The sequence below is a fragment of the Fischerella major NIES-592 genome (assembly GCF_001904645.1).
In the GTDB taxonomy this organism is placed as follows: domain Bacteria; phylum Cyanobacteriota; class Cyanobacteriia; order Cyanobacteriales; family Nostocaceae; genus Fischerella; species Fischerella thermalis.
The window spans coordinates 1-22,270 of record NZ_MRCA01000020.1 but is presented as its reverse complement, the minus strand read 5'-3'; the positions used below and the strand labels follow the sequence as shown (position 1 = coordinate 22,270).

General features: G+C 39.3%; 17 protein-coding genes. 11 read left to right on the top strand and 6 right to left on the bottom strand.

Features of this window, described 5'->3' with window-relative positions; all coding sequences use genetic code 11:
* Window positions 1-25 precede the first annotated feature (25 nt).
* Window positions 26-1,426 carry a cobyrinate a,c-diamide synthase gene (locus tag NIES592_RS22230; protein WP_073556921.1) on the top strand — a complete coding sequence of 467 codons (1,401 nt, stop codon included), beginning with the start codon at window positions 26-28 and terminating at the stop codon, window positions 1,424-1,426.
* Between the two features lie 398 nt (window positions 1,427-1,824).
* On the opposite strand, the gene NIES592_RS22225 is transcribed toward NIES592_RS22230, so the two are convergent.
* The 6 genes from NIES592_RS22225 to NIES592_RS22200 all read right to left on the bottom strand — a co-directional run bounded on the left by NIES592_RS22225 (window position 1,825) and on the right by NIES592_RS22200 (window position 11,156).
* Window positions 1,825-4,569, bottom strand: a complete 2,745-nt coding sequence (locus NIES592_RS22225; RefSeq protein WP_256678200.1) for an nSTAND1 domain-containing NTPase — start codon at window positions 4,567-4,569, stop codon at window positions 1,825-1,827.
* A 256-nt stretch (window positions 4,570-4,825) separates the two neighbouring features.
* Window positions 4,826-5,254: a Crp/Fnr family transcriptional regulator gene (locus tag NIES592_RS22220; RefSeq protein WP_062244617.1), complete on the bottom strand. Its 429-nt coding sequence runs from the start codon at window positions 5,252-5,254 to the stop codon at window positions 4,826-4,828.
* 19 nt (window positions 5,255-5,273) lie between these two features.
* Window positions 5,274-5,663, bottom strand: a complete 390-nt coding sequence (locus NIES592_RS22215; protein ID WP_073556919.1) for a four helix bundle protein — start codon at window positions 5,661-5,663, stop codon at window positions 5,274-5,276.
* A gap of 30 nt (window positions 5,664-5,693) precedes the next feature.
* Entirely contained in the window at window positions 5,694-8,717 is a 3,024-nt protein-coding gene (locus NIES592_RS22210; RefSeq protein WP_073556918.1) for an MFS transporter, read from the bottom strand.
* Window positions 8,718-9,177: 460 nt separating this feature from the next.
* Window positions 9,178-9,711, bottom strand: coding sequence for a translation initiation factor IF-3 (gene infC / locus NIES592_RS22205; RefSeq protein ID WP_009458803.1), 534 nt, complete (start codon window positions 9,709-9,711; stop codon window positions 9,178-9,180).
* Between the two features lie 578 nt (window positions 9,712-10,289).
* Window positions 10,290-11,156, bottom strand: a complete 867-nt coding sequence (locus NIES592_RS22200; protein ID WP_073556917.1) for a helix-turn-helix transcriptional regulator — start codon at window positions 11,154-11,156, stop codon at window positions 10,290-10,292.
* Between the two features lie 99 nt (window positions 11,157-11,255).
* Here NIES592_RS22200 and cas3 point away from each other — a divergent pair, with 99 nt between their 5' ends.
* From cas3 to cas1d, 10 genes are all read left to right on the top strand, one after another.
* On the top strand, window positions 11,256-13,364 hold the full coding sequence (cas3, locus tag NIES592_RS22195) for a type I-D CRISPR-associated helicase Cas3' (RefSeq protein WP_073556916.1): 2,109 nt from the start codon (window positions 11,256-11,258) through the stop codon (window positions 13,362-13,364).
* Window positions 13,358-13,642: a hypothetical protein gene (locus tag NIES592_RS22190; RefSeq protein WP_256678199.1), complete on the top strand. Its 285-nt coding sequence runs from the start codon at window positions 13,358-13,360 to the stop codon at window positions 13,640-13,642. Before cas3 ends, NIES592_RS22190 begins: the two co-directional genes overlap by 7 nt.
* Window positions 13,629-13,889, top strand: a complete 261-nt coding sequence (locus tag NIES592_RS22185) for a DUF433 domain-containing protein (RefSeq protein ID WP_062244603.1) — start codon at window positions 13,629-13,631, stop codon at window positions 13,887-13,889. Before NIES592_RS22190 ends, NIES592_RS22185 begins: the two co-directional genes overlap by 14 nt.
* On the top strand, window positions 13,886-14,269 hold the full coding sequence (locus NIES592_RS22180; protein ID WP_062244600.1) for a DUF5615 family PIN-like protein: 384 nt from the start codon (window positions 13,886-13,888) through the stop codon (window positions 14,267-14,269). Before NIES592_RS22185 ends, NIES592_RS22180 begins: the two co-directional genes overlap by 4 nt.
* The gene (gene cas10d, locus NIES592_RS22175) at window positions 14,266-17,610 is read left to right on the top strand and encodes a type I-D CRISPR-associated protein Cas10d/Csc3 (RefSeq protein ID WP_073556915.1); all 3,345 of its coding nucleotides are present in this window, start codon (window positions 14,266-14,268) and stop codon (window positions 17,608-17,610) included. The genes NIES592_RS22180 and cas10d overlap by 4 nt, the downstream gene beginning before the upstream one ends.
* Window positions 17,611-17,681: 71 nt before the next feature.
* Entirely contained in the window at window positions 17,682-18,710 is a 1,029-nt protein-coding gene (gene cas7d / locus NIES592_RS22170) for a type I-D CRISPR-associated protein Cas7/Csc2 (protein ID WP_073556914.1), read from the top strand.
* 5 nt (window positions 18,711-18,715) lie between these two features.
* On the top strand, window positions 18,716-19,423 hold the full coding sequence (gene cas5d / locus NIES592_RS22165; protein ID WP_073556913.1) for a type I-D CRISPR-associated protein Cas5/Csc1: 708 nt from the start codon (window positions 18,716-18,718) through the stop codon (window positions 19,421-19,423).
* Window positions 19,424-19,610: 187 nt separating this feature from the next.
* Window positions 19,611-20,462 (top strand): CRISPR-associated endoribonuclease Cas6, encoded by an 852-nt coding sequence (cas6, locus tag NIES592_RS22160; protein ID WP_073556912.1) that lies wholly within the window; start codon window positions 19,611-19,613, stop codon window positions 20,460-20,462.
* A 105-nt stretch (window positions 20,463-20,567) separates the two neighbouring features.
* Window positions 20,568-21,161: a CRISPR-associated protein Cas4 gene (cas4, locus tag NIES592_RS22155; RefSeq protein ID WP_073556911.1), complete on the top strand. Its 594-nt coding sequence runs from the start codon at window positions 20,568-20,570 to the stop codon at window positions 21,159-21,161.
* Window positions 21,162-21,292: 131 nt separating this feature from the next.
* Window positions 21,293-22,270 (top strand): type I-D CRISPR-associated endonuclease Cas1d (gene cas1d, locus NIES592_RS22150; RefSeq protein WP_073556910.1); only part of this gene is annotated, 978 nt, incomplete at its 3' end.

Below are 22,270 nucleotides of genomic sequence, written 5' to 3'. Positions count from 1 at the left end.
ACCAATTAGCAATTACCAATTACCAATGTCATTAATTATCGCAGGAGAACGTAGCGGGGTGGGTAAGACAACAGTCACACTCACCCTGCTGGCCTCTTTATGTCGGCGATCGCAACACGTACAATCTTTTAAGGTCGGGCCGGATTATATAGATCCCATGTTTCATGAGCATGTAACCGGGCGTGCTTGTCGAAATTTAGACCCGATATTAACTTCACCAAGCTACGTACAGCAGTGTTTTGCTCGTCACAGCCAAGGGATGCAATATGCCTTAGTGGAAGGTGTGATGGGATTGTTTGATGGTGTAACCCCTTCCCTCCCCTTACAAAGGGTAAATGATTATGCCAGCACTGCTCATATAGCAAGGCTATTGGATCTTCCTGTCGTATTGGTGATTGATTGCAGTCGCTTGTCTGGTTCCGTTGCTGCGATCGCTCACGGTTATAGTTCCTTTGACCCCAGAATCAAAATAGCTGGGGTAATCTTCAATCGTGTGGGTAGCGATCGCCATTTGCAATTACTCAAGGATGCTCTCGCATCGCTAAAATTACCGATTCTTGGTGTATTGCATCGTCAGGATAACATTACCATTCCTGACCGCCATCTTGGCTTAGTACCCACAGCCGAAATTCCTCAAATCAATGCTTTGATTGACCGACTTGCTGATTTGGGTGATCTTTGCTTTGACTGGGAAAGGTTGTTACCTTTATTACAAGTCTCTAGGGAAACGCCACCCCTTGTTCCTCCCCTTACAAAAGGTAGGGGTTGGGGTAGGGTGAGAGTTGCTGTGGCACGCGATCGCGCTTTTAATTTCTATTACCAAGACAATCTAGATTTGTTACAACAACTAGGTGCAGAGTTGGTTTTCTGGAGTCCTTTAGAAGATACCGGGCTACCAGAAGGAATACAGGGTATGTATTTCGGTGGCGGGTTTCCAGAGGTATTTGCTCAACAACTTGCGCAAAATACTAAAACTAAAGCAGCAATTAAGACAGCCATTTTGGCAGGAATGCCTACAATTGCTGAGTGTGGCGGGTTAATGTATTTATGTGAACAAATTGTCGACTTTGCAGGTAAATCTTGGTCGATGGTAGGAGTTTTACCCACAACCGCAGTTATGAGTGGGCGTTTAACTTTAGGATATCGTCGCGCTGTTGTTTTAGAAGATAGTTTATTAGTAAGTGCAGGGACAACAGTTTGTGGACATGAGTTCCATCGTTCCTATTTAACGTCCAATTTTCAGCAGCCACTATTTCAAACTTACCGCTTTGATACTGAAGAATCTACAGGGTATGAAGGGTGGGGAAATAATTCACCATATCTCAACCTTCACGCCTCTTATATTCACATGCACTGGGGGGCGTGTACAGACATTCCCGAGAGGTTTTTAAAACGCTGTTTGGAGGGGAGCATCCCTAATGTTTGAGTTCATTTTTATCACGCTTACGGTACAGGGTCAACAGATAGACACAGATACACACTGAGAATCTATCTGTGTTTAATACACACTGAGAATCTATCTGTGTTTATCGGTGTGCATCTGTGTTCGTTAACTTAGTATATCCTGCGCCAGCTTTTCATCCCGCCAAGAAATAAATTTCTTAGCTGATAACTAAACTCAGATAAATCTGACTAAAACAATATTTGAGTCCGTTTTAACGGACTTACACTATGAGAGGTGAGAATTTAGTCTTTGGTGGGAAATCGGATAGGCACAACATATGAGTCAATTAAAAACAAATAAAAATTGCCAAAAACCTTATGTTGCTTGCTCAATTAACATTAGATGTAACTCTTCAATTTGTTGTGATAAATCACTAGCCTTTAATTTTCCCCCAGTAACCTCTTCAACTTTTTATCTGTAAACGGATTTCTACCAGTGCGTAAATCTTTGATCCAACGTCGTACTTTTGATTTTCCTGTTTTACTGTCGGTTGCGGCGATGTATGCTTCAAAGTCTTCAATCGCTCCTTGCTTATTCCGAGTTAATGCTCTAGCAACACCACGTACCACTCGAATCTTTTGATTATTAGCAGCAAGTTGTACAGCCTTTTCACAGGCTGGGATGACATCTGCTGCTTGTTTTTTCAGGCTACCTTGTAAGCAAAGTTCTCTCCACCCATCAGCAGAAATATCTACTTTCGGTTCTAGATTTTGGGCATTGATATAAGCTATCACTGCTTGCTTAATCTTGCCCTCTTTCATATATTTGTTTCCTTCATACATTAACACTGGAGCTGCCAACTGCCCAATTTGAGTATCCAGTTTCAATGCTTCTTGGAACTTAGCGACTGCCCTTTCTAATTCACGTGTTTGTAGGCGCTGTTGTCCTTCCACAAGCAAGCGTTCAGCTTTGCCTTTGTTAACAAATTCTTGTGCTTTTGCCTTAGAATCAAACTTTAAGTCAGCATTCCACTGCTGGGCTTTGTGGAAGCTGGTAATAGCATTCTCAAAATCGCCTTCTCTGGCTAACTTTTCACCTTGCATCAGATAGATTTCGCTCAGTTCGACATTTTTTTGATATCGGATTCCCTTAAAACCCACAACTCCCATGACAGCTAACACAAATCCTGCTGCAAGTGAACCAACAAGTATGTGTTTGAAAAAACGATTGAATTCGGTTTTACTAGGTTTTTTTAAGTCTGTTCTTCTTTGTAATTGTGTGATTCGCTGTGTTAACTTTGATTGTTGTTGACGAATACAGGGAACTAAATGATCATAGGCTAGTTGATAGCGATCAGCAGGATTTTCTCGCCATAAGACTACGATGCCAGATGTGACTAATATCTGCAAGACTAAATCAAGTGAGAATTGTTGTCTTTCTCCACCTGTGATCAAGTGTTGCTGTAAATCCCGTTCTAATTCTACATGAGTTTTGAGGGGACAATTACCTTCTGTATCTGTGAGCAAATACAGTACAAGTTCTGCTACTTGTTGGTTTTCTCTGCCGCAGTCTTCTATTACTTCATTTAAATAATTCTGAATCAGTTTTTCTTTTGCCTTTTCACCATACTGGTGATATTCAGCCAAAGTTTTAATATTCTCTGTTTGTAATTGTGCGCCGACTATTTGCAAGTCTATTGGGCGCACCTCACCCAGTTTTCCTGCTAAGTCTTGTACCAATTTTTCTATCAACGCAGGCTCAAGTTGAAAAGGAGTACCTGCGGTTAAACTTTCCATCAGAGTTTTGGCATCAGCAGGTGTGAGGTTGCCCAATTTATAAAGAATATTTTTACTCAGAATATCATTGTTGATGATCTCCATGCAGGGTAAATCATTATACGTCAGTAAATGATGTAAGTAATTTTCCCGCAGCGACAGAATTACTTTTACGGACGAAATATTTAGGCATTCTCCCAGAAACTCAAAAAATTGTTGCCTTTCCTCTGGCTGTGTGTGAATCAGAAAAAATTCTTCAAACTGATCAAAAATCAGCACTGTACGCAGATTTTGCTGGTGATTATAGTGTAGTTGCTCTAGTAGGAAGTGGAATTTTGGCAGAGTGGGGGAGGAAGAGAAACAGAAAGTTTGAGGTTCTGGAATAATTTCTAGTTCTGAGGTTAAAGTTTCAAACTCAGAAGTCAATATTTCGAGTTCAGAAGTCAAAGTTGTAAGTTCTAAGGCTAAAGTGTCAACCTCTAAAGTCGAAGTGTCGAGTTTTGAGGTGGAAGTTTCAAGTTCTAGGGCTGAGATTTCAAATTCTAAAGTAGAAGTTTCGAGTTCTGAACTCAAATTGTTATTTTTTCTATTGTCTGTATTTTCCGTATCTGTAAATTCTTGGGTGTGTGTGTCTTCTGTTATTTCTAATTCTCCTACTTTCTGTTCTAAGTGCTGTGCCAACTCTTCTATCCAGTGATCATAAACTTGTATCGACACAACTAAGTTATCTTGAGTAGCGATCGCTTTCTTTTTCAAAGCCGGGATTAATCCTGCATTTAATAGCGAACTTTTACCAACTCTAGTTTTTCCGTAAATAATTATTAATTTGTAGCCCTCACTACTAATGCGCTCAAGTAACTGTTCCACATCCTTTTGGCGACTAGAGGCAGTAATTTCTGGTGCTATATTTTCTTTTGGGGATGGGGTAGGTTGTGTGCCTATTGTGATAAAGTTTGCTTGCTCTGTAGCTGCTAAGCTACCTGCACCAATAAACGCCCGCAAGCCATATTTTTGTTCAACAGAACGCTGTTCTAGCTTGGTAGAAAATGCTTCCAGATATTGTTTTTGCTGTTTGTATAGTCTTTGTAAACTATTTAAAATACTAATGTAAAGATATGGATTATTGTCAGTAATACCAATTTGTTTAGCAGCTTCTAAATTCCTGATAGCTGCTGGAATTTCGTTTAATTGCTCTTGGGCTTGCGCCAGAATAAATAGACAAGAAATTTTAAGAAATAAGTAACCTGTCAGAGTAGAAGGAGTAGGGAGAGAGTTTTGCTGCCAATGTTCTCTGTTCTGGTGACTATATAAGAATTCTAATGCTGTTTCAGCTAGACTTTTGGCATCATACCAATTGTTTTTTGCCAAAGCGGCTTCTGCCGAAAGATAATGATCTTGGGCTAGTTTCATAAAGCTTTTTTCTTCAGAGGAAGTTTTATTGTTCTTATTATTTTCTACCTCAGGAGAGTATTGCATACTTTGTGAATGCACCTTATTCATTGCAAACGAGTTTATTTATTCTCTCATTCTTGTCTTAGTTAAAATAGCACTTATTTGCGATCGCTAATCCAGCTTTGGGTGTTGCACAATATGGGGATGAAGTAATGAACCACAAAGACGCAAAGTACGCAAAGAGGGCATTTTATGATAGAGAGAGAAAAGAAATTCATATTGTATTCATTTTGTCGTTAAGTTCTCGAATTCGGCGGGAAAGAATACCAATAATATTGACGGCGATTTCAGGAGTTTCATCAATTGCTTCGTAAAGCTGTTCTTGGGTTAGTTCTAAGCATTCACAAGCTTCTAATGTTGTGGCGGAAGCGGAGCGTGGTTGAGCATCAAATACTGCCATTTCCCCAAAAGATTCACCTTTGGGAAAAATAGCTAGTTGTTGTTTACCAATATGAACTTTGACTTTACCGGAGACGATAATGTAAAGCGATCGCCCTTCGTCTCCTTCGTTAAAAATGGTGTAATTTGCTGGAAAGGACAATTCATCCATGACAGAAGCCAATCGAACGATGAAATCATCGCGTAGTTCTTTAAAAATGGGTACTCTGCGGACAAATAATAAACGTTCAACGGTAGTTAGCATAATTGATAGTGGTTAGTGGTTAGTGGTCATTTTTTCTTTGGGTTTTTGCAGCTTTATCAAGATAATTTAGATATGCGTTTAGCTTTGGTGATAGATCATTAATAATAGGTTCAAGCCTATTTAATTGCTCATTTGTCATTAATTTATGAGAGTATGCTCGTTTTAACCAATATTTGGTTTCATGTAAAGAACCTCTAGCAATTTTGACAAAACGTTGATTATTTTGATAATTATGACGTCCTGCTCCTTCTGCGATATTTGCACCTATACTATCGACAGAATGGATAATTTGCTTGCCAAGTGTATCTTTTTCAAAGTAACTCCAACTGATAACAATATCCCAAATCATATCTGCTAGCTTTTCAGCTAATTGTAAAACCTGTAAATCCTCAAAACTCGATTTTTGCATTTTTATCTCTTCACTACTAACCACTAACCACTAACTACTAACTATTAACTTCATCAACTCTTTGACTTGGTTAGCGACAAGCGGATGGGGATCTTTTTGTAGCTGGGGTAATATTTTGATTAAAATGCGGGGTGATACTACGCTTAAATAAGCGATCGCTGCTTCTCTAACAAAACCTGTGGGATGATTTAAGCTTTCTAAAACTTGTTCTGTGGTGAGACGGATGTGGGCAATTTGAGAAAAATGGAAACAACAAGCCAAGCACCAGTCAGAAAGTAATTGTTTATGCACTAATAAATTACGAATACGTTCATTAACTGCCATTTGTTGATATTCTGCCATCTCTGCTGCTATGAGATATTGCAGTTTTTCGGCGGGCGATCGCTTATCCAAAATATTAAGTAGCAAGGATTTATTCGGCAAATTTATAGTATGTTCTAAAATTTCTAATCCTCGTGCTAAGTTTACTGCTGATGCTGAACGTAAATTAAAAGCTGCTGCTTGGATTTTGTCGATGGGATATAGTAGTTGTAGTAATAATAGTAATCTTTCTTTAATATCACTTTCTAAGTCTAATATGGCACGATTTAACAGGGATATGACAGCAATGATTCTGATACCAGAATGATAAGTATCTATAGTTTCTTGGGTTTTTAAATCTATATATTGATTATAAATTTCCAATTGATTTTCAAAGTCTATGTAAGCAGCATAAAGTTGGCCAATAAAATATAATTCTTGCTCAATTAATGTTTTGACTTTGGTTTGATAAAACTGTTCGACTGAACCAAGAATTCCCTCTTTTTGTAACCTTTTGAGTAAAGCACGGAGAATATGATCTCTGCTATTACCCCGTGAGGTTTCTAAAAACTGCCATAAAGTATCTATCGCTTCTAAGCTGGGGATTTGACTAATGGTGCGCCAAGCGTAAATTCGTACTATTTCTGGCTTATAGATATTAGTAGCTAATTCAACCAAGATTGGTAAAGCTTCATTTTCCAGTTTTACCAAAGCCTGCATTGCTGCATTGCGGGTTGATTTGTAATAAAGTCCTCCCAATAAGGCTGGATAGTACTCCTCTAAATGAGTTGCAGCTATCATTTCTATGACTGCACAACGTACTCGCAGAGAATCATCTTGCAATAAATTGGGAATATAAATTCGCAGCGCCTGCAAATGAACTGCTTCTCTCAAGGCTTTGACTGCATTCACCCGTTCTTTTTCTTGGTGATGAGTCAGCATCCGTCGTAAAGTCTTGGTAGCGGCTAATTTTTGTATGGGTGTTCCCTCGCGCAGCAATAGGGCAGCAGCTGTAGCACGGATGATAGAATGTTCTTCTGTGAGATACTTTTCTAGTCTATTGACGTCTGGATCTGACTCAGCCAACCAAAGGTAGCGTAGGGAAAGAGCAAATACTTCGGGACTAACACTATTTTGAGGTAGTTCCAGTAAAGCACGAATTTCTGGTAAATAAGCAGGGTTTACACCTGCTGCAAGCATGACTTCCAAACTGGTTTTCTGCAAGTTAGGAGGTAACTTAACTAGTAGAGGAGCTAAGACTTCACCTACACCTTTGGGGTCAATTTGAGATAAAAGTTCAATACAAGAGCGTTTATCTGTTTCAGTACCTTTTTCTCCCAAGGCTTTAACGACAGCTTGTTTGAATGCACGTAAGTCTGCATTCGTAGCGCTGAGTTGTCCTTGTCCTGCACTTAAGACTAACAGGTTAACGTAACGCGATCGCAAAAACCAAATCACTACCAAGCAGCACAAAGCTACAAGCACAGTTTCTACGACCAAAATTGAAGCGTGTATGGGTAGCAGTTTTCTGCCTAACCACAGGGTAAATAAAATTACAAAACCTGCTGTTCCCGCACCGAAAGCATCAGCAACGCCTCCTGCTAATGACTGAACATGGCTACGAATTTTATCTGGGATTGGTTGGAAAAGTAGAGGTCCACTACTGACAACAAAGGTGTAACGCAGAAGTTCGTCTAGGAATTTCAGAATTACTAGACCCCATAAAAGATTATAAGAATTACCCTGGGGCAATAAACCTAACAAGGGTATAGTTAAAGGCATTAACAAGCCTACGGTAATTGGCAAAGTTGCAGCTGTATAAAATACTCCAAAACGTTCGAGGGCGCGACTGGAAATAAATAACTGCATTCCCAACTCACATAATCCTGTAATTCCACCCAACAAACCCAAAAAGCTAGCAATATCTTTACCCTGAAAATTTGAATTCAACTGAGTAAGATATTGAAAATCAATCAATACTCCCATTGCTTGCAAAAGAGCGAAAAATGCAAATAGTAACCAGGCGTAACGCTTTATCGGTCCGAACAGACGGCGTTTTTGAGAGTATTGTGCTGCTTCTATTTCGATTTGGGGAGTATCAGGAAAAGCCTGGGGATAATTTTTACTGAGATAAAAAAGAATAAAGGCCCCTAAGCCGATGAATACACCAGCTATCGGCATAATTACGTTATCTAGTCCTACAAATAGCAATAGAAATGGCAAACTAAAGCCACTGATCACATCAGCTACTAAAATACCGCTACTGATCAGGGGAAAGGCGCGTTTAATTTCCCGAATATTAAATAGTTGGTTAGCTGCAATTGAGGTGTTGAGATCGTTGATGACGTAGAATGCGTCCACCCATAACCGTAGGAGAAATATGATACAGACTGAAACATAGGAAACGTGTAAACCGATACGAAATAGAACTAGTGGTAAGAACATGCAAGGGGCGATCGCTATAATTACCCGCCGCAAAGGAAAAATCTTTTGCAACCAGGAATATAACATGACTAAAACTGCACCCATAATGGCACTGGCGATATAAATCCAAGGTAAGGATTTAGCCCCGTACTGATCCAGAAACAGTGCTACTGTAGAGTCTTCTGACCACCGTAATCCTATTGATGTGCTGGTGTAAAAAGCGAGCATCAACCAAGTGCGATCGCTTTCCTCTGGTCGGAGATTTACCCACTTAAGTAATTGCGACACAATGCCTTTTTTAGCAGCAGTCCCGTGATTTTTCAGTTCCATGTAGTTTTCAAATAGTTGGTTGTTGATGGTTGGTGGTTAGTTGTTGATTGTTGGTATTCCAAACATCAGACAACAGTTACTCACTAATGAAGGAATGAAAATTTGACTCCTCCTACACCCCACACCCTCACACCAATTTTTTGCTAAGCTGCATAAATTTCGACCCCTCCCCAACTCTCTCCTTAGTAAGAGGAGGGCGCCGTCAGGCGGGTGGGGTTCTTTCTATGCGTCTTCATATTAAATTGGTGTACACTCCCACACTTATTTTCCAGACAGGTATGAGTTCTTTTTGCCATGGAACCTCAAAATGAGTACATAGCAAAAGTCCTGAGTAACCGAGTATTATTTTTCCCACTCAGAACTCAGGACTATCAATTTTATGTGAATTTGTTAGTTGTTGCTCGTTGGTTGTTGACTGATTCCAAACATCAAACAACAAACACCAAACAACAAAATTAAATTATTTCTTCGGAGAAAGAAGCATCATCATGTTTCGTCCTTCTTTTTTGGGTGCTTGCTGCACCTCTGCAACTGCTTCTAGATCAGTCGCCATCCGCTTGAGCAAATCTTCTGCCAGATCGCTGTGTTGTATTTCTCGACCCCGAAACATGACGGTGGCTTTGACTTTATCGCCATCTTTGAGAAAACGTTCTGCCTGCTTCACACGGACGTTATAATCGTGTTCTTCAATTTTGTAGCGCATTTTCACTTCTTTCACATCAGCTGTGTGCTGCTTCTTCCTGGCTTCCCGCGCTTTCTTCTCCTGCTCAAATTTGTACTTCCCATAATCCATAATCCGACAAACCGGCGGATCGGCCTTGTCACTGAGCAGCACTAGGTCTAGCTCTTTTTCCTCGGCTAGTTGCAGCGCTTCCTGTGGGGACAGAATCCCCAACTGGGCTCCATCGGTATCGATGACCCGAATTTTCGGAAAGCGAATTCTTTCATTAATTTGGGGCAAATCGCGAGTTCTTTTTTTCTCAGTCACTGGCATTATGATTTGTGGCAGCTCTTTGTTAAGAATTGAGTTTGGTATTGTGTAATCTGCCTCAGGAACATTAAAAATATCTGAGGACTAAAATAAAGGTCTATATCTAGGTTAGCTAATCCATAGAATAGCCCTTGAGTAATTGTAACTGTTCTGTCATTCTACTCATTCTGAGAGAATTTCTATTCAATAGTTAACCTAAATTACACATCCGCAGCATTTGTTAACTATTGTAGCATTTGTTTGTCAAATTATTGACACCTTAATCTTTCAGTATATTTGGTGATAATACAAATACCAAATCCAACTGTTCAGAATTTATTATTCTCTTTTTGTCCAGAAAGTATATGACGAACCGCAAAGAACGCAAAGAAGAGAAGAATTGCATAGGTAGTTTTGAACTGAGCAGATAATTGGGGATTTGAGTTAATGAAAACAATTTTAGAGTAGTGATTTTCAGTATTATTACTGAGTTTTCAGCCAACAATGCAAGAGTAAAGAGGAATAAAAACCCTATACTCTCAAATCAGTGAACAGTGAACAGTTAACAGTTAAAAACTGATAACTGTTCTACGCTTGTATTCTTAGGAATTAAGGTTCAAATCATAACGCTGACAAAGGGTTTGGAGTTTCTCACGGACGAGCGATCGCACGTTTTCTGGTGATACAATTACGCAATCTGGCGCATACTGCATGACTTCTCGCATAAACCAAAAGGTACTGGATACACGCCTAACAACTCGCCGCACTGGTGGAGTATCTGGTAGCCATTCATTGAATATATCTTCTGGTTTGGTTTGGTAAGCAAAGGCTAAACCATTAAATAAGTGCATTTCTACCTCTATTTGTGCTAAGTGCGATCGCCACTCACCAGCAATTGCGATCACAGCAGCGTCTTGGATTCTATCTAAACGCAAACTCCAGTTATTGCGTAACTCTTCTATATCCAGATTTCCTTGGATTTCCTCACACCAGCAATCAAGATATTGGCGCTTTTCGTGGAGTGTAACTTTGGCGTAACGGACAGTGAAGTTCCATACTCGCTGTGCTGCGTCTTGATAGCAAAGCTGAAAGGGTTGTTCGCCTAGGATAAAGCGGTCAATCTCTAAACGCCAAGGTGGAGGTAAATTTTCTAAAAAACGCTCTATTTCAGTTCGCAGTGGTATTGATAGTTCGCTGCGTTCGAGAAGTAGTTTAGCAATTTCTTGTGCTTGCTCATTTTGTCCGATGTCGGTTAATGCACGCATCGCTGTGTCTAAGGCTCTAATGCGTGTTTGTGACCAATCGTGATTTTTACCGATGGTTAGGTGATGACGAGCGATCGCTTCTACTAGTTTAGAGATGTTTGGGCGATCGCCCCACATCATCCCGAATTCCCGCGCCAGGTTTTCTAATTCGGCTTTATCGCGTTCTGAAACTGACAGTGTTATCGACTGACCTTTGCGACTCATTTTATACGGACACTTTTATTATAAAGACATATCTTGTCAATCTCTATTTTGCGTGCCAATATAGGATTTAACAACCAGTTACGGACACTATTTAAGGATATGTCAAATTACAGCATTTTGCTTAAGCCTGTATATTCCCAGACTGTGTCAACGCCTGAAGGTTTGAAATTACCTGAGAATTGGTCGCTTTCTTGGCATCAAGTCGAAACTTATAAAGCATTACAAGACCCAAATATTGAGGTCATCTTCAATACAGCAATGACTGGCGATGGTAAAAGTTTGGCGGCTTTTCTGTCAGCAATGAATCATCGTACGTACACTTTGGCAATGTACCCAACAAATGAACTGGTGCGCGATCAAGAAAAACAGGTGCAAGGGTATAAGGCGCAGTTTCAGCCAAAGTATGATCCGCAGATACACCGCCTGACAGCAGCGATTTTAGAGGACTATGTGAATACGGGGAAGTTACCTTCTAAACTGGAAGGACTTGATAATATTTCGACTTTGTATGAAATACTCTTAACTAACCCAGATCTATTTCACTACATTCATAATTTCTACTATCTGCGAGCTAAGATAGATAACCCAGATAGGTTATTTCGTCGGATTGATGAGAAATACAAACTGTTTATTTACGATGAGTTTCACATCTTTTCCTCTCCACAGATTGCGAGTGTAATTAATACTATCCTGCTAATTAAAAATACAGCGAACCATCCAAAGAAATTTCTATTTCTGTCTGCTACACCGAATAAATTATTACAAGGCTTTCTAGAAAACGCCGGAATAACACCAAAAATTATTAACCCAGTAGATGTTGGTGCATATAAATTTGATGCTGATGCTGAAAATCAAGGTTGGCGACAGATTAGTCAGCCAATAAATTTAACTTTTCCCCAAGGTTTGGAACCGAATTTGCATTCAACTTATAAATGGCTAGAAGAAAATGCTGAAAAAGTTATTTTGAAATTTTTCCAGAACTATCCCAACAGTAAAGGTGCAATTATTCTCAATTCGATCGCAGCAGTGAAAAAACTATTGCCTAAATTTAAGGCTATTTTTGAACCGCGATGGCAGGTGAGAGAAAATACGGGGTTAACAGGAGAAACTGAAAAAAGAGATTCAGTTGCAGAAGCTGATTTACTCCTTGGAACCTCAACAATTGATGTGGGAGTTGATTTTAAGATTAATTTTTTAGTTTTTGAAGCTGCGGATGCGGGTAATTTTATTCAGCGTTTTGGTAGACTTGGCAGACATGAAGGTTTTGAAACCTATCAAGCTTATGCATTAATTCCGAATTTTTTAGTTGCGAGGTTATTTGAAGAGCAATCCCATCCATTACAGCAGAGTGAAACTTATGATCGGATAACTTTTACGAACGCTATTCGTAGTTCGTGGGTAGACAGAAACGAATTTGAAAGATATCCAAAGCGATGGGGTGGGATACAGTCAGCTTACATTTACTCTAAGCTGCAAGGTAATTCGCACATGAAAGACAAATACCCCGATGTGGCGAAAAAGTTTGGTGCTGATATTCAAAAAGCATTAGGAATTAGTATTAAACAAATGAACGGACAGTTTTATCGCTGTCAAAATGAAGAGAAAACAGAAATTATTGATGAGGCGAGGAGTTTTAGAGGAAGTAGTCAATTAGATTGTGCAATTTACGATTTAACTAATCCTGATGATCCAGAAGTGGATAGGTTTAAAATGTATAACCTTCCTGGTATTCTCAGCAACTTTATTTTTGAGTTGTGGGATGAGAAAAGCTTTATGGAAAAAGCGAAAAAAACAAGGGTAACAACCAAAAGATTTGAAAAAGCTTTGTGTTATTTGAAGTTAAAAGATTTTCGAGAAGTGCGGGAAGATTGGCATTTTTACTATCCACCAAATATCCGCGAATTGGCGAAAACCGGTAAGGTGCAAGTTCTTAAAGATTTGGAGATTTGCCAACCCCACGGTTACGGTATCCAACAAATAAGTGATGCTGTCAGTCGGCGTAAATTAGTGTGCTTTATTTCGGACAGAGACAGAAATTATTTACGCGCTACCCTCAGACTACCAATGCACTTTCAACTTTACCCCCTCACCAATGAACCAGAAAATCGAGGTTCCTGGTATTCCATAGCCTTTGGACAGGATGCGTTGTTGTTAGAAACCCTAACTTGGGATTGGAAACCCAAGGACGATGAAGGATGGATATGTTAGGAAGATTGTGGAGAAAGGGTTTTGCCCGAAATCAGAAGGCAATAGAATTTCAATCCCTAAGAGGTATTACGCAGTATTTCTACCTATATGGTCTAGAAATTTCCGCCAAAGGAACTATTTTCTATAAAGGTGAAGAGTTTGATAAACCAAGTCCCTTAGCAGCAAAGGTTGGTGGTGCAGCTAATGGGTGGGAATACATCGAAGTAAAGAAAAACGACCAATGGATTCGTTTAGAAGAATTACGACAAATTTGGAGAAGCACAAATGACAAGAAATGATTTACTCTCTCGCATTTCCATTGATCCAAATATCTGTTTTGGTAAACCTTGCATTCGCGGACATCGGATTTGGGTTTCTCTGATTCTTGATTATCTTGCAAGCGGTACAACAATTGAGGAAGTTCTTGAAGCATACCCAAGCATCGAACGCGAAGATGTGCTTGCTTGTATCGCTTATGGTTCAGAAATGGCGCGAGGTGCTTTTGTAGAACTTCCTCTAGACAAAAAAAAAGAAGCGAGTGCATGAAGTTAAAGCTAGATGAAAATATCGACATACGTGTTGTAACTTTGTTGCGGTTAGCAGGACACGATGTTGCAACAGTACCAGGACAAGGTTTAAGTTCAGCACCGGATGAGGAATTGATTGAAGTTTGTCGCAGTGAGGGTAGATGTTTAGTTACGTGCGACAGAGGATTTGGTAATCGTTTGAGATACAATCCATCAGACTATTCAGGAATTGTAATTATTCGCCTACCCCCACGTTACACGTTTGCAGACTGGCGTGAAACGATTGAGACATTAATTGCTGGATTAGAAGCAGCAGATGTCACAGGAAAATTGTGGATTATCCAGCAAGGAAAAGTTCAAGAATATCAACCACTTGCATTAGAGGAAAAAGATCCATGACAGATTTTGAAGATAATTTTGATGATTTACCGGAAGAAGTTCCAGATTTTGATTGCACAGATGATGATGAATCGCCGATAAAAAAAGAACTGCTAACAATACGCTTGTTCAAAGAAGCAGTGAAAAAATCGAGAGGTAATCAAGGGGATGCAATTTTAGAAAAGTTTGCAGAATATGTCTTACCTAATCTCATTCAACAGTTAGCAGGTGCAACTGCTAAGGGTGGTAAGTTTTTTGATGTCACAATTCCCAAAATTAACGCCAAGCGTGCTTCTGAAGGTAAACCTCCTGTAGATAGCATCAGAAATGCAGGCGATCAATCGATAGTTGCACATTTACTCAATGGCTTGTTTCCCACCTATCGGATTTTAAGGAAACTGCAAACAGCAAAAGAAACAAATCCAGTCAAGCGAAATTGTGAAGATTTACAAGCTTGTATTTTCATTGCTTCCTATCTACTGCATGATTATGAAAAGTTTCCTGATTATAAAGCATGGTTGATTGAGAATAACATAGCTGAAAGGGATTGGGAATTAGACACACCTAAAAAAGAAGATGCACCCAATTTAGGACGTGAATACATCACCAAGAAAATACGAGACTTTGGCTTGCATTATTTATTAGGTGATGATTGGCAAGATTTTATTGACGATATCATCGAAGTTAGTAATAATTCTGGTGTTAAACACGACTCCGATTTAGGTCTTGCTACTCGTGGATTAGAAACCTTAGATGATGAAAGGATAGATAGTAGAATTCGACAGGTTTTAATCGACTTAGTTTCACTATCTGATTTATTTGCTTCTGTCGTCAAACATCCTAGAGATGTAGAAACTGGTCGCTTACAGAATCTAATTAGCAGACTCAGCAACCATCAATTAAAACTCACATACCATTCCCTTTGCGAAAATCGTGGTGTTCTCACGAATATCCTCAATAATGCCATCATTGAAGCGCACCCCGAAGAATTTTATACCCCACTTCTATACTTACCTGATGGTGTTGTTTACTTAGCTAGTCAAGATGCAACGGAAATTAGCACCGATCGCATTCCTGAAAGAGTAGTTGATAAGGTGAAATCTCTTTGTGCTGACAAATTAAGGGAAAGACAAACTGGATTTAATCGGGATGGAAAAGGATTCAAATTTGCAGATTACTATTGGTTATTCTTTGATGCAATCGGATTAATGGAAGTCAGTATCGATGCAGCTTGTCGATTACTTCCTGATAGTAAAACCGCCTCTAGTGGCAAACGGGGTGAAAGTTTACAAAGCTATCAAACCCAGGGTGAGTTACCACCAAATCTCAACTTGCAATTTCCCAGTGAAATTCGTATTGATAGATTAGCTGAATTTGGTGATATTTTGTGTCGGGGAATTTGGGATAGCTGGTGTGAAAGGGTAAAAGCAGCACAGAAAGATATACCAAAAGCGAAAAGAAAAATACCCCCCGAATTGGATTTAACTCAAAAGTTGGCGGAATATTTGGAATTATCTGATGAAATAGCAGCAGTTAAGCAAATTCAATCCCTGAAGAAAACTGGTGGTGTTCCTTTAGATTGGTACTATCTTGCAGCACAGTATTTCCGCAAGTATCCCGGTAAAGATTTTGCTCAAATCTTGGAAGTTATGCGAGGAATGGTAAGTTATGCAGCAAATATAATTCAGCCAATTCTCAAAGATTTTCAAGATATTCCTGATGGTTGGGAGGATTTAAAAACCTATGTCAAACGAGTTATTTCATTACCAACAGGAGCAGTTGTAATACCAGAAACCGAACCATTTTTACTGGAATTAAAACGTTACAACGCCGCAAAAGTAACGGGAAGAGGAAGAGAAAGCGTTTGTGCAATGTCGAGTTCTGCTTACACTGTCACGGAACAGATGGAGTCAGCAACTTTATTTGCACCACAAGTTTACAGCAACCGTCAGATTTTATTTAACGCGCAGGCTGCAAAACGGCAAATCTGCTCAATATGGTCAATTGAAATCATGTTGAGACAGATTTTAATGAATCAAACTAATGCTGTGGGTGGAGATTTTGAAAGTCGTAAATATCGCTATCTCTATCTTTATCCTACCTACTTCTTTACTCCTGAAACTAACAAATTCTTGCAATTAGCCTACTATCAATTTGCGAGAACAAGATTTGATGCTGAGTTGCGAAAGCATTTCATCACTGATAAACAAATTGCAAAATTCAGCATTCAAAATTATCAGCAAGTCGATACGCTACTGATTAAAGAGAATTTACAACCAGATGACGATCGCACTTTTAAAATCAGCTTTCCTGAAAAGGAAACTCTCACATTTTTCTTCTTAGGATTACCCCCAGGAAGAGAACCAACAGACACCGAATCTTGGGTAACACCTGCATGGCTAGCATTAACTTTACCACTTGTTCTCGATGTGAAAGTAGTCGCATCGGAATCTCCTGTACCACCATTTATTAGTGGTGCAGATTTTGAAGAAACTGTGTTATTAGATGGAGAGCATCAAGCAATTCGTTCTTTGATCAAAAAAGATACTTATCGTTTAGATAGTATTCTTCCGAGCAGTTCAGAAAAACGTGAATTTTCACCATTAAATGCACTAACTGCTGCTTACTGTATTCACCTAGAAGTTAATCGGAAAAAGGATGGTGATCCAGATTGGGGTAAATTGTCAGATTTAGCCAGAGATTTGGAAACAAGTCCCTTATATGTTTTTCATTATCTCACTAAATGGCTACGTAAACCCAAGAAAGATAAAGACGATAAACAGAAAACTCTGGATGCTGTACCAGTAGCAAAAATTCGTCTTTACATGGATTTGTATAAATACTTTGAACCAGGAGAAGAAACAATGAATCAACTGCGTCAATTAACAGAACTCTATCGCCGTTTTTATCGTGCGAAAAGTTCTTATGCTAAAGCCAATGCAATCCTTAAACCTATTGACGAAGCTGCGGATGTGATTTTAAAAATTGATAAAGCATTAGCTGCTGACACTGAATCATTAACAGATGTTGTGGCTGCACGTTTAGCTAAATTAATGAATAACGTCAGACGCAGGGCTGCTGAAGGAAAACCAACCCTTGCTTTCGTTGATGGAAAGTGGAAACCTGCACTTACTTCTGAAGAGGAACGTCAAGCAGTATATGACTTCGCCAATTATTTTGTCAAAGAGATTTTTGAGGTAAGTTTCAAATGCGATCGCGCACGTTTAGCAGGTACTCAACTCAACTTAATTCGAGATACCTGTGAATACCTCTATCGCCTCGCAGACGATGAAGAACGCAAGAATCTCCCGCAAGCAGAACCCGAAGATATTCCTGATTTGGATGTTGATGATGCAGCCTAAATATGTAGAGACGCGATATATTTAGTCTCTACAAAATCTATCTTTTTTGCAACTTAACCTTGGAGAAAAATATGAACTTTCTAAAAACCGTTGACGCTAAATTCTTCCACAACGAAATCCCTGCAAAACCAATGGGTAAGTACGCACATTTTATTACTATTCGCATCACTGAATCTTACCCATTGTTTCAGACTGACGGAGAATTAAATAAAGCCAAAGTGCGTGCGGGAATTGAACATCAAGAAGCAATTAGTCGTTTAGCAATGTTTAAACGTAAACAATCCACACCAGAACGTTTAACCGGACGAGAATTGCTGCGTAATTACAAAATTGGTGATTGGGAAAAATGCGACTACAACGTAGATTTCAGCAAAACAACTCCTGATTGTATTCTCTATGGTTTTGCAATTGGGGATGCTGGTTCGGAAAAATCTAAAGTTGTTGTAGATACTGCTTATTCAATCACTCCCTTTGAAGATTCTCACTTGAACTTTACCCTCAATGCACCATTTGAGAATGGGACAATGAGTAGAAATGGGGAAGTTACCAGCAGAATTAATAGCCAAGATCATATCTTACCCCAAGTTTTCTTCCCTAGTATTGTCACACTTAAAGATCCAACAGAAGCAGGATTTTTGTACGTATTCAATAATATCATTAGAACCCGTCATTATGGAGCACAAACAACACGCACTGGAAGGCTGAGAAATGAGCTAATTGGTATTATCTTTGCTGACGGAGAGATTGTCAGTAACCTGCGCTGGACACAGAAAATATATGACTTGTTAAATTTTGATGGGAAAATTAACCCACCCGATCCACTCAACGAAGATGATGTTCATAAAGCTGCAATTAAAGCAATTAATGAATTAATGACTCAAGAATGTGTCACCCATACTGATTATATTGGGGATAAATTTACCCCTTTATTAGATGAAGTCAAATCAATCACTAGTAACGAAAATGAACTGCAAAAATTATTGACTCAAGCCAATCTAGAATCTTCCGCTTATGCACAGAAATATATTTCTAAGAATTCTGAAATTAAGAATTCCGAGAAAAATAAAAGAGGCAAAAAAGCAGGTGCTGCAACGGAGTAAAAATCATGAGTTTTATTTACCGTTGTCACATCGAATTGCATGATAGTATGTATCATGCCACCCGCGAAATCGGCAGACTCTACGAAACCGAACCAATAATTCACAACTACGCACTCTGCTACGCACTGGGATTAGTAGATAGTGAAAAATATGCAACCACGGTTTCCGAAGAGGATTCCTACCGTTATTTTTGTCCCGAACAAGTTCCCAAATATGAGCAGCATTTAACTCCGCTCAATCAACAGGGAATTTATGTAACTCCTGCTGCTTCTATTCATCATACCTCTATTCTCAATACATGGAAATATGCCAATAATAACTACCATGTGGAGATGGAAAAAACCCAAAAGAATATTCCCAGTTTTGGGAGAGCAAAGGAAATTGCACCAGAAAGTCAATTTGAGTTTTTTGTAATTTCTCAAAAAGAACTCAAATTACCAAAATGGATTCGCTTGGGGAAATGGATGAGTAAAGCTGAGGTGACAGTTAAACAATTAGCAGAACCCAAAGTTACTGAAGGTGTATTCATTTGCACTCATCCTTTAAATCCCTTGGATGTCATGTTTACTAATCAAGTGATTAGTTACGATGTGGTAAATATGCCTCCCGTTAGTCTAATTCAAAATGTACAGATGCGGGGACAGTATTACTACTTTGAGGATATCAAAGAACTAAAAATTCCTGTGCGGATGACATACCGTTTTCGAGGTTAATCACCTCCCAAAACCAGAAGTACGTTTTCTTTTCTTGGCTGATGCTTGCGCCAGCAACTCTGCACTAAAACCTCCTTGATGTTCCAGCATTAGTTTGCGGGTACGCTGGCGTTGGTATCTCTGCACTTCAGCAGCAAGGGGATTTTATCTTCTCCTTGAATGATTTTTCCTAATCTAAAAGCATCTCATGCCACATAGTCTTGTTCTCAATCTCATTCCTCAGTCCCCCATTTACCCTAATTATCTGACTGGCAGACATTACCACGCCCTGTTTTTAAATCTTGTCAGTTCGGTAGATAGAACTTTGGGTGACTTACTCCATGATTCCACCGCCGACAAAGCTTTTACTCTTTCCCCTTTACAAGTAAAGTCAAGTTATACAGGTAATGGTAGTGGCAAGCGAGGATACGTAAACCAAAAAAGTTACACCCTGCAATGGCAACAAGATAAACCCATTCCCCCAGGTACTCCCTGTTGGTGGCGTATCTCCCTACTAGATGACACTCTTTTTAGCCAACTTACACCGCTTTGGCTGAATATTAATCCCGAACGTCCTTGGCATTTGGGTTCCGCGGATTTGTACATCACAAGTATTCTTGGTACTCCCCAATCCACTCAACCTTGGGCTAATGCTTGTACCTATAAGCAATTATATGAGCAAGCAAGTGAAAGCGATCGCACAATTTCCCTTACCTTCACTACACCCACTGCCTTCCGCCAAGGAAAGTATGATACCACTCTCCCGACTAGAGAATGCGTATTTAATTCTTTACTAGCGCGTTGGAATAAATATAGTGGTATTGAGTTTGAAAATCTTTTTCTTGATGCTATCTTTCCCAGTTTCATCAACATTCATACAGAAATCTTAGCAGACTCTCGCAGTAAATTTATTGGCATTGTTGGGGAAGTTGATTATCGGATTTTGGGAGAAGCTGAACCTATCCAAATTAAACAAATTAATACTTTAGCTGACTTTGCTTTATATGCCGGAGTTGGACGAAAAACAACGATGGGTATGGGTATGACACGTAGAGTTTAGTTATTGGTTGATGGTTGATTGTTGTTGGTTATTAGTCCGCTGACGCGGACTAGGTTTGTATAGCTGCGATTTCTAATCGCTAAGTCTAAGTGCTTTATCACCACTATGAATAATACAGAATATATACCGATTGCGGCATTAAACCAATATTCCTACTGTCCGCATCGCTGCTGGCGCATGTTTTGTGCAGATGAATTTATTGATAATCAATACACAATTGAGGGTACAAGTTTACATGAACGTGTACATACTTTGAGTGATGGCAATCGGGAAGACACTTGGCAAATTCGAGCAATTTATTTGAAATCCGAAAAATATCAACTGATTGGCAAATCAGACTTAATTGAATTAGAAAATGGTGAATGGTATCCCATCGAATATAAGCGAGGACGTAAAGGTGAATGGGATAACGATGAGTTGCAAGTATGCGCCCAAGCATTGTGTTTAGAAGAGATGACAGGAAAACCAGTCACTACAGGATATATCTATTATGCTCAATCTCATCAACGTCAATTAGTCGAGATTTCCGAGGAATTAAGACACAGTGCGATCGCCACAATTAAATTAGTAAAAAATCTCCTGGAAACTGGCATCATGCCAATAGCAACCTATAGCAAACGTTGCCAAGGATGCAGTTTTTACAACCAATGTTTACCGCAAGTATCGGAAAAAGTCAGGCGGTATCAAGAAGAAATTTAAGTTAGTAGTTAGTGGTTGTAGAGACGTGCCATGGCACGTCTCTACATTGGTTAGTAGTTAGTTGTTATTTTCTTCTCCCCACCTCCCCATCGATCCAATTCTAATTCCTTCACATAATTTCAAAATCAATCATGGGTACAGTATACATTACACAAGAAGATGCTTTTATCGGTAAAGTTGATGAAAGGCTCAACGTTAAATATGAGAAAAAAACTATTTTGGATGTGCCTTTAATCAAAATTGATGGTTTGGTAGTTATGGGGAGAGCTAGTATTTCCCCTGCTATAATTGCCGAATTAGTTAATCAAAAAATTCCTCTAACTTTCTTGACAAATAACGGTAAATATATTGCGCGGTTAGAACCAGAAATGAGTAAGAATATTTTCTTACGTTCTGCCCAGTGGAAAGCTAGGGGAGAATCACCACAAGCGATTCATGCTAGCAAAGGTTTTGTGAGAGGAAAGTTAAAAAACTATCGCCAAAGTTTATTACAAGCACAACGCCGATATACAGAACTGAATTTGAGCGCTGGTATTTCTCAGTTAGGAAGCGCGATCGCAAATCTTGATCAAGCCACATCTATTGATTCTATCCGAGGTTTAGAAGGTGCAGGTAGTGCCGCGTATTTTAGTTGTTTTAATCAACTGATTCGCGTTGATAACTTTCAATTCCACACTCGCAACCGTCGTCCCCCGACTGATCCAGTCAACTCTTTGTTGAGTTTGGGTTATGCATTATTACGTCATGATGTGCAGGGTGCAATTAATATTGTTGGCTTCGATCCCTATTTAGGATATTTACATACAGAGCGTTATGGCAGACCATCATTAGCACTAGATTTAATGGAAGAATTTCGTCCTATCATTGTCGATGCAGTAGTCTTAACAGCAATCAATCGTCGGATTCTCGTACCTACAGACTTTATTACCGAACCAGTCAGTAACGCTGTTTCTCTCACCAAAGAAGGCTTACATAAATTTTTGCGTCTCTATCAAGAAAAGAAACAAACAAAATTTAAACATCCCGTCATGCAAAAGCAATACACCTATCAAGAATCCTTTGAACTGCAAGCAAGATTACTTGCAAAATACCTCATGGGCGAAACTGAA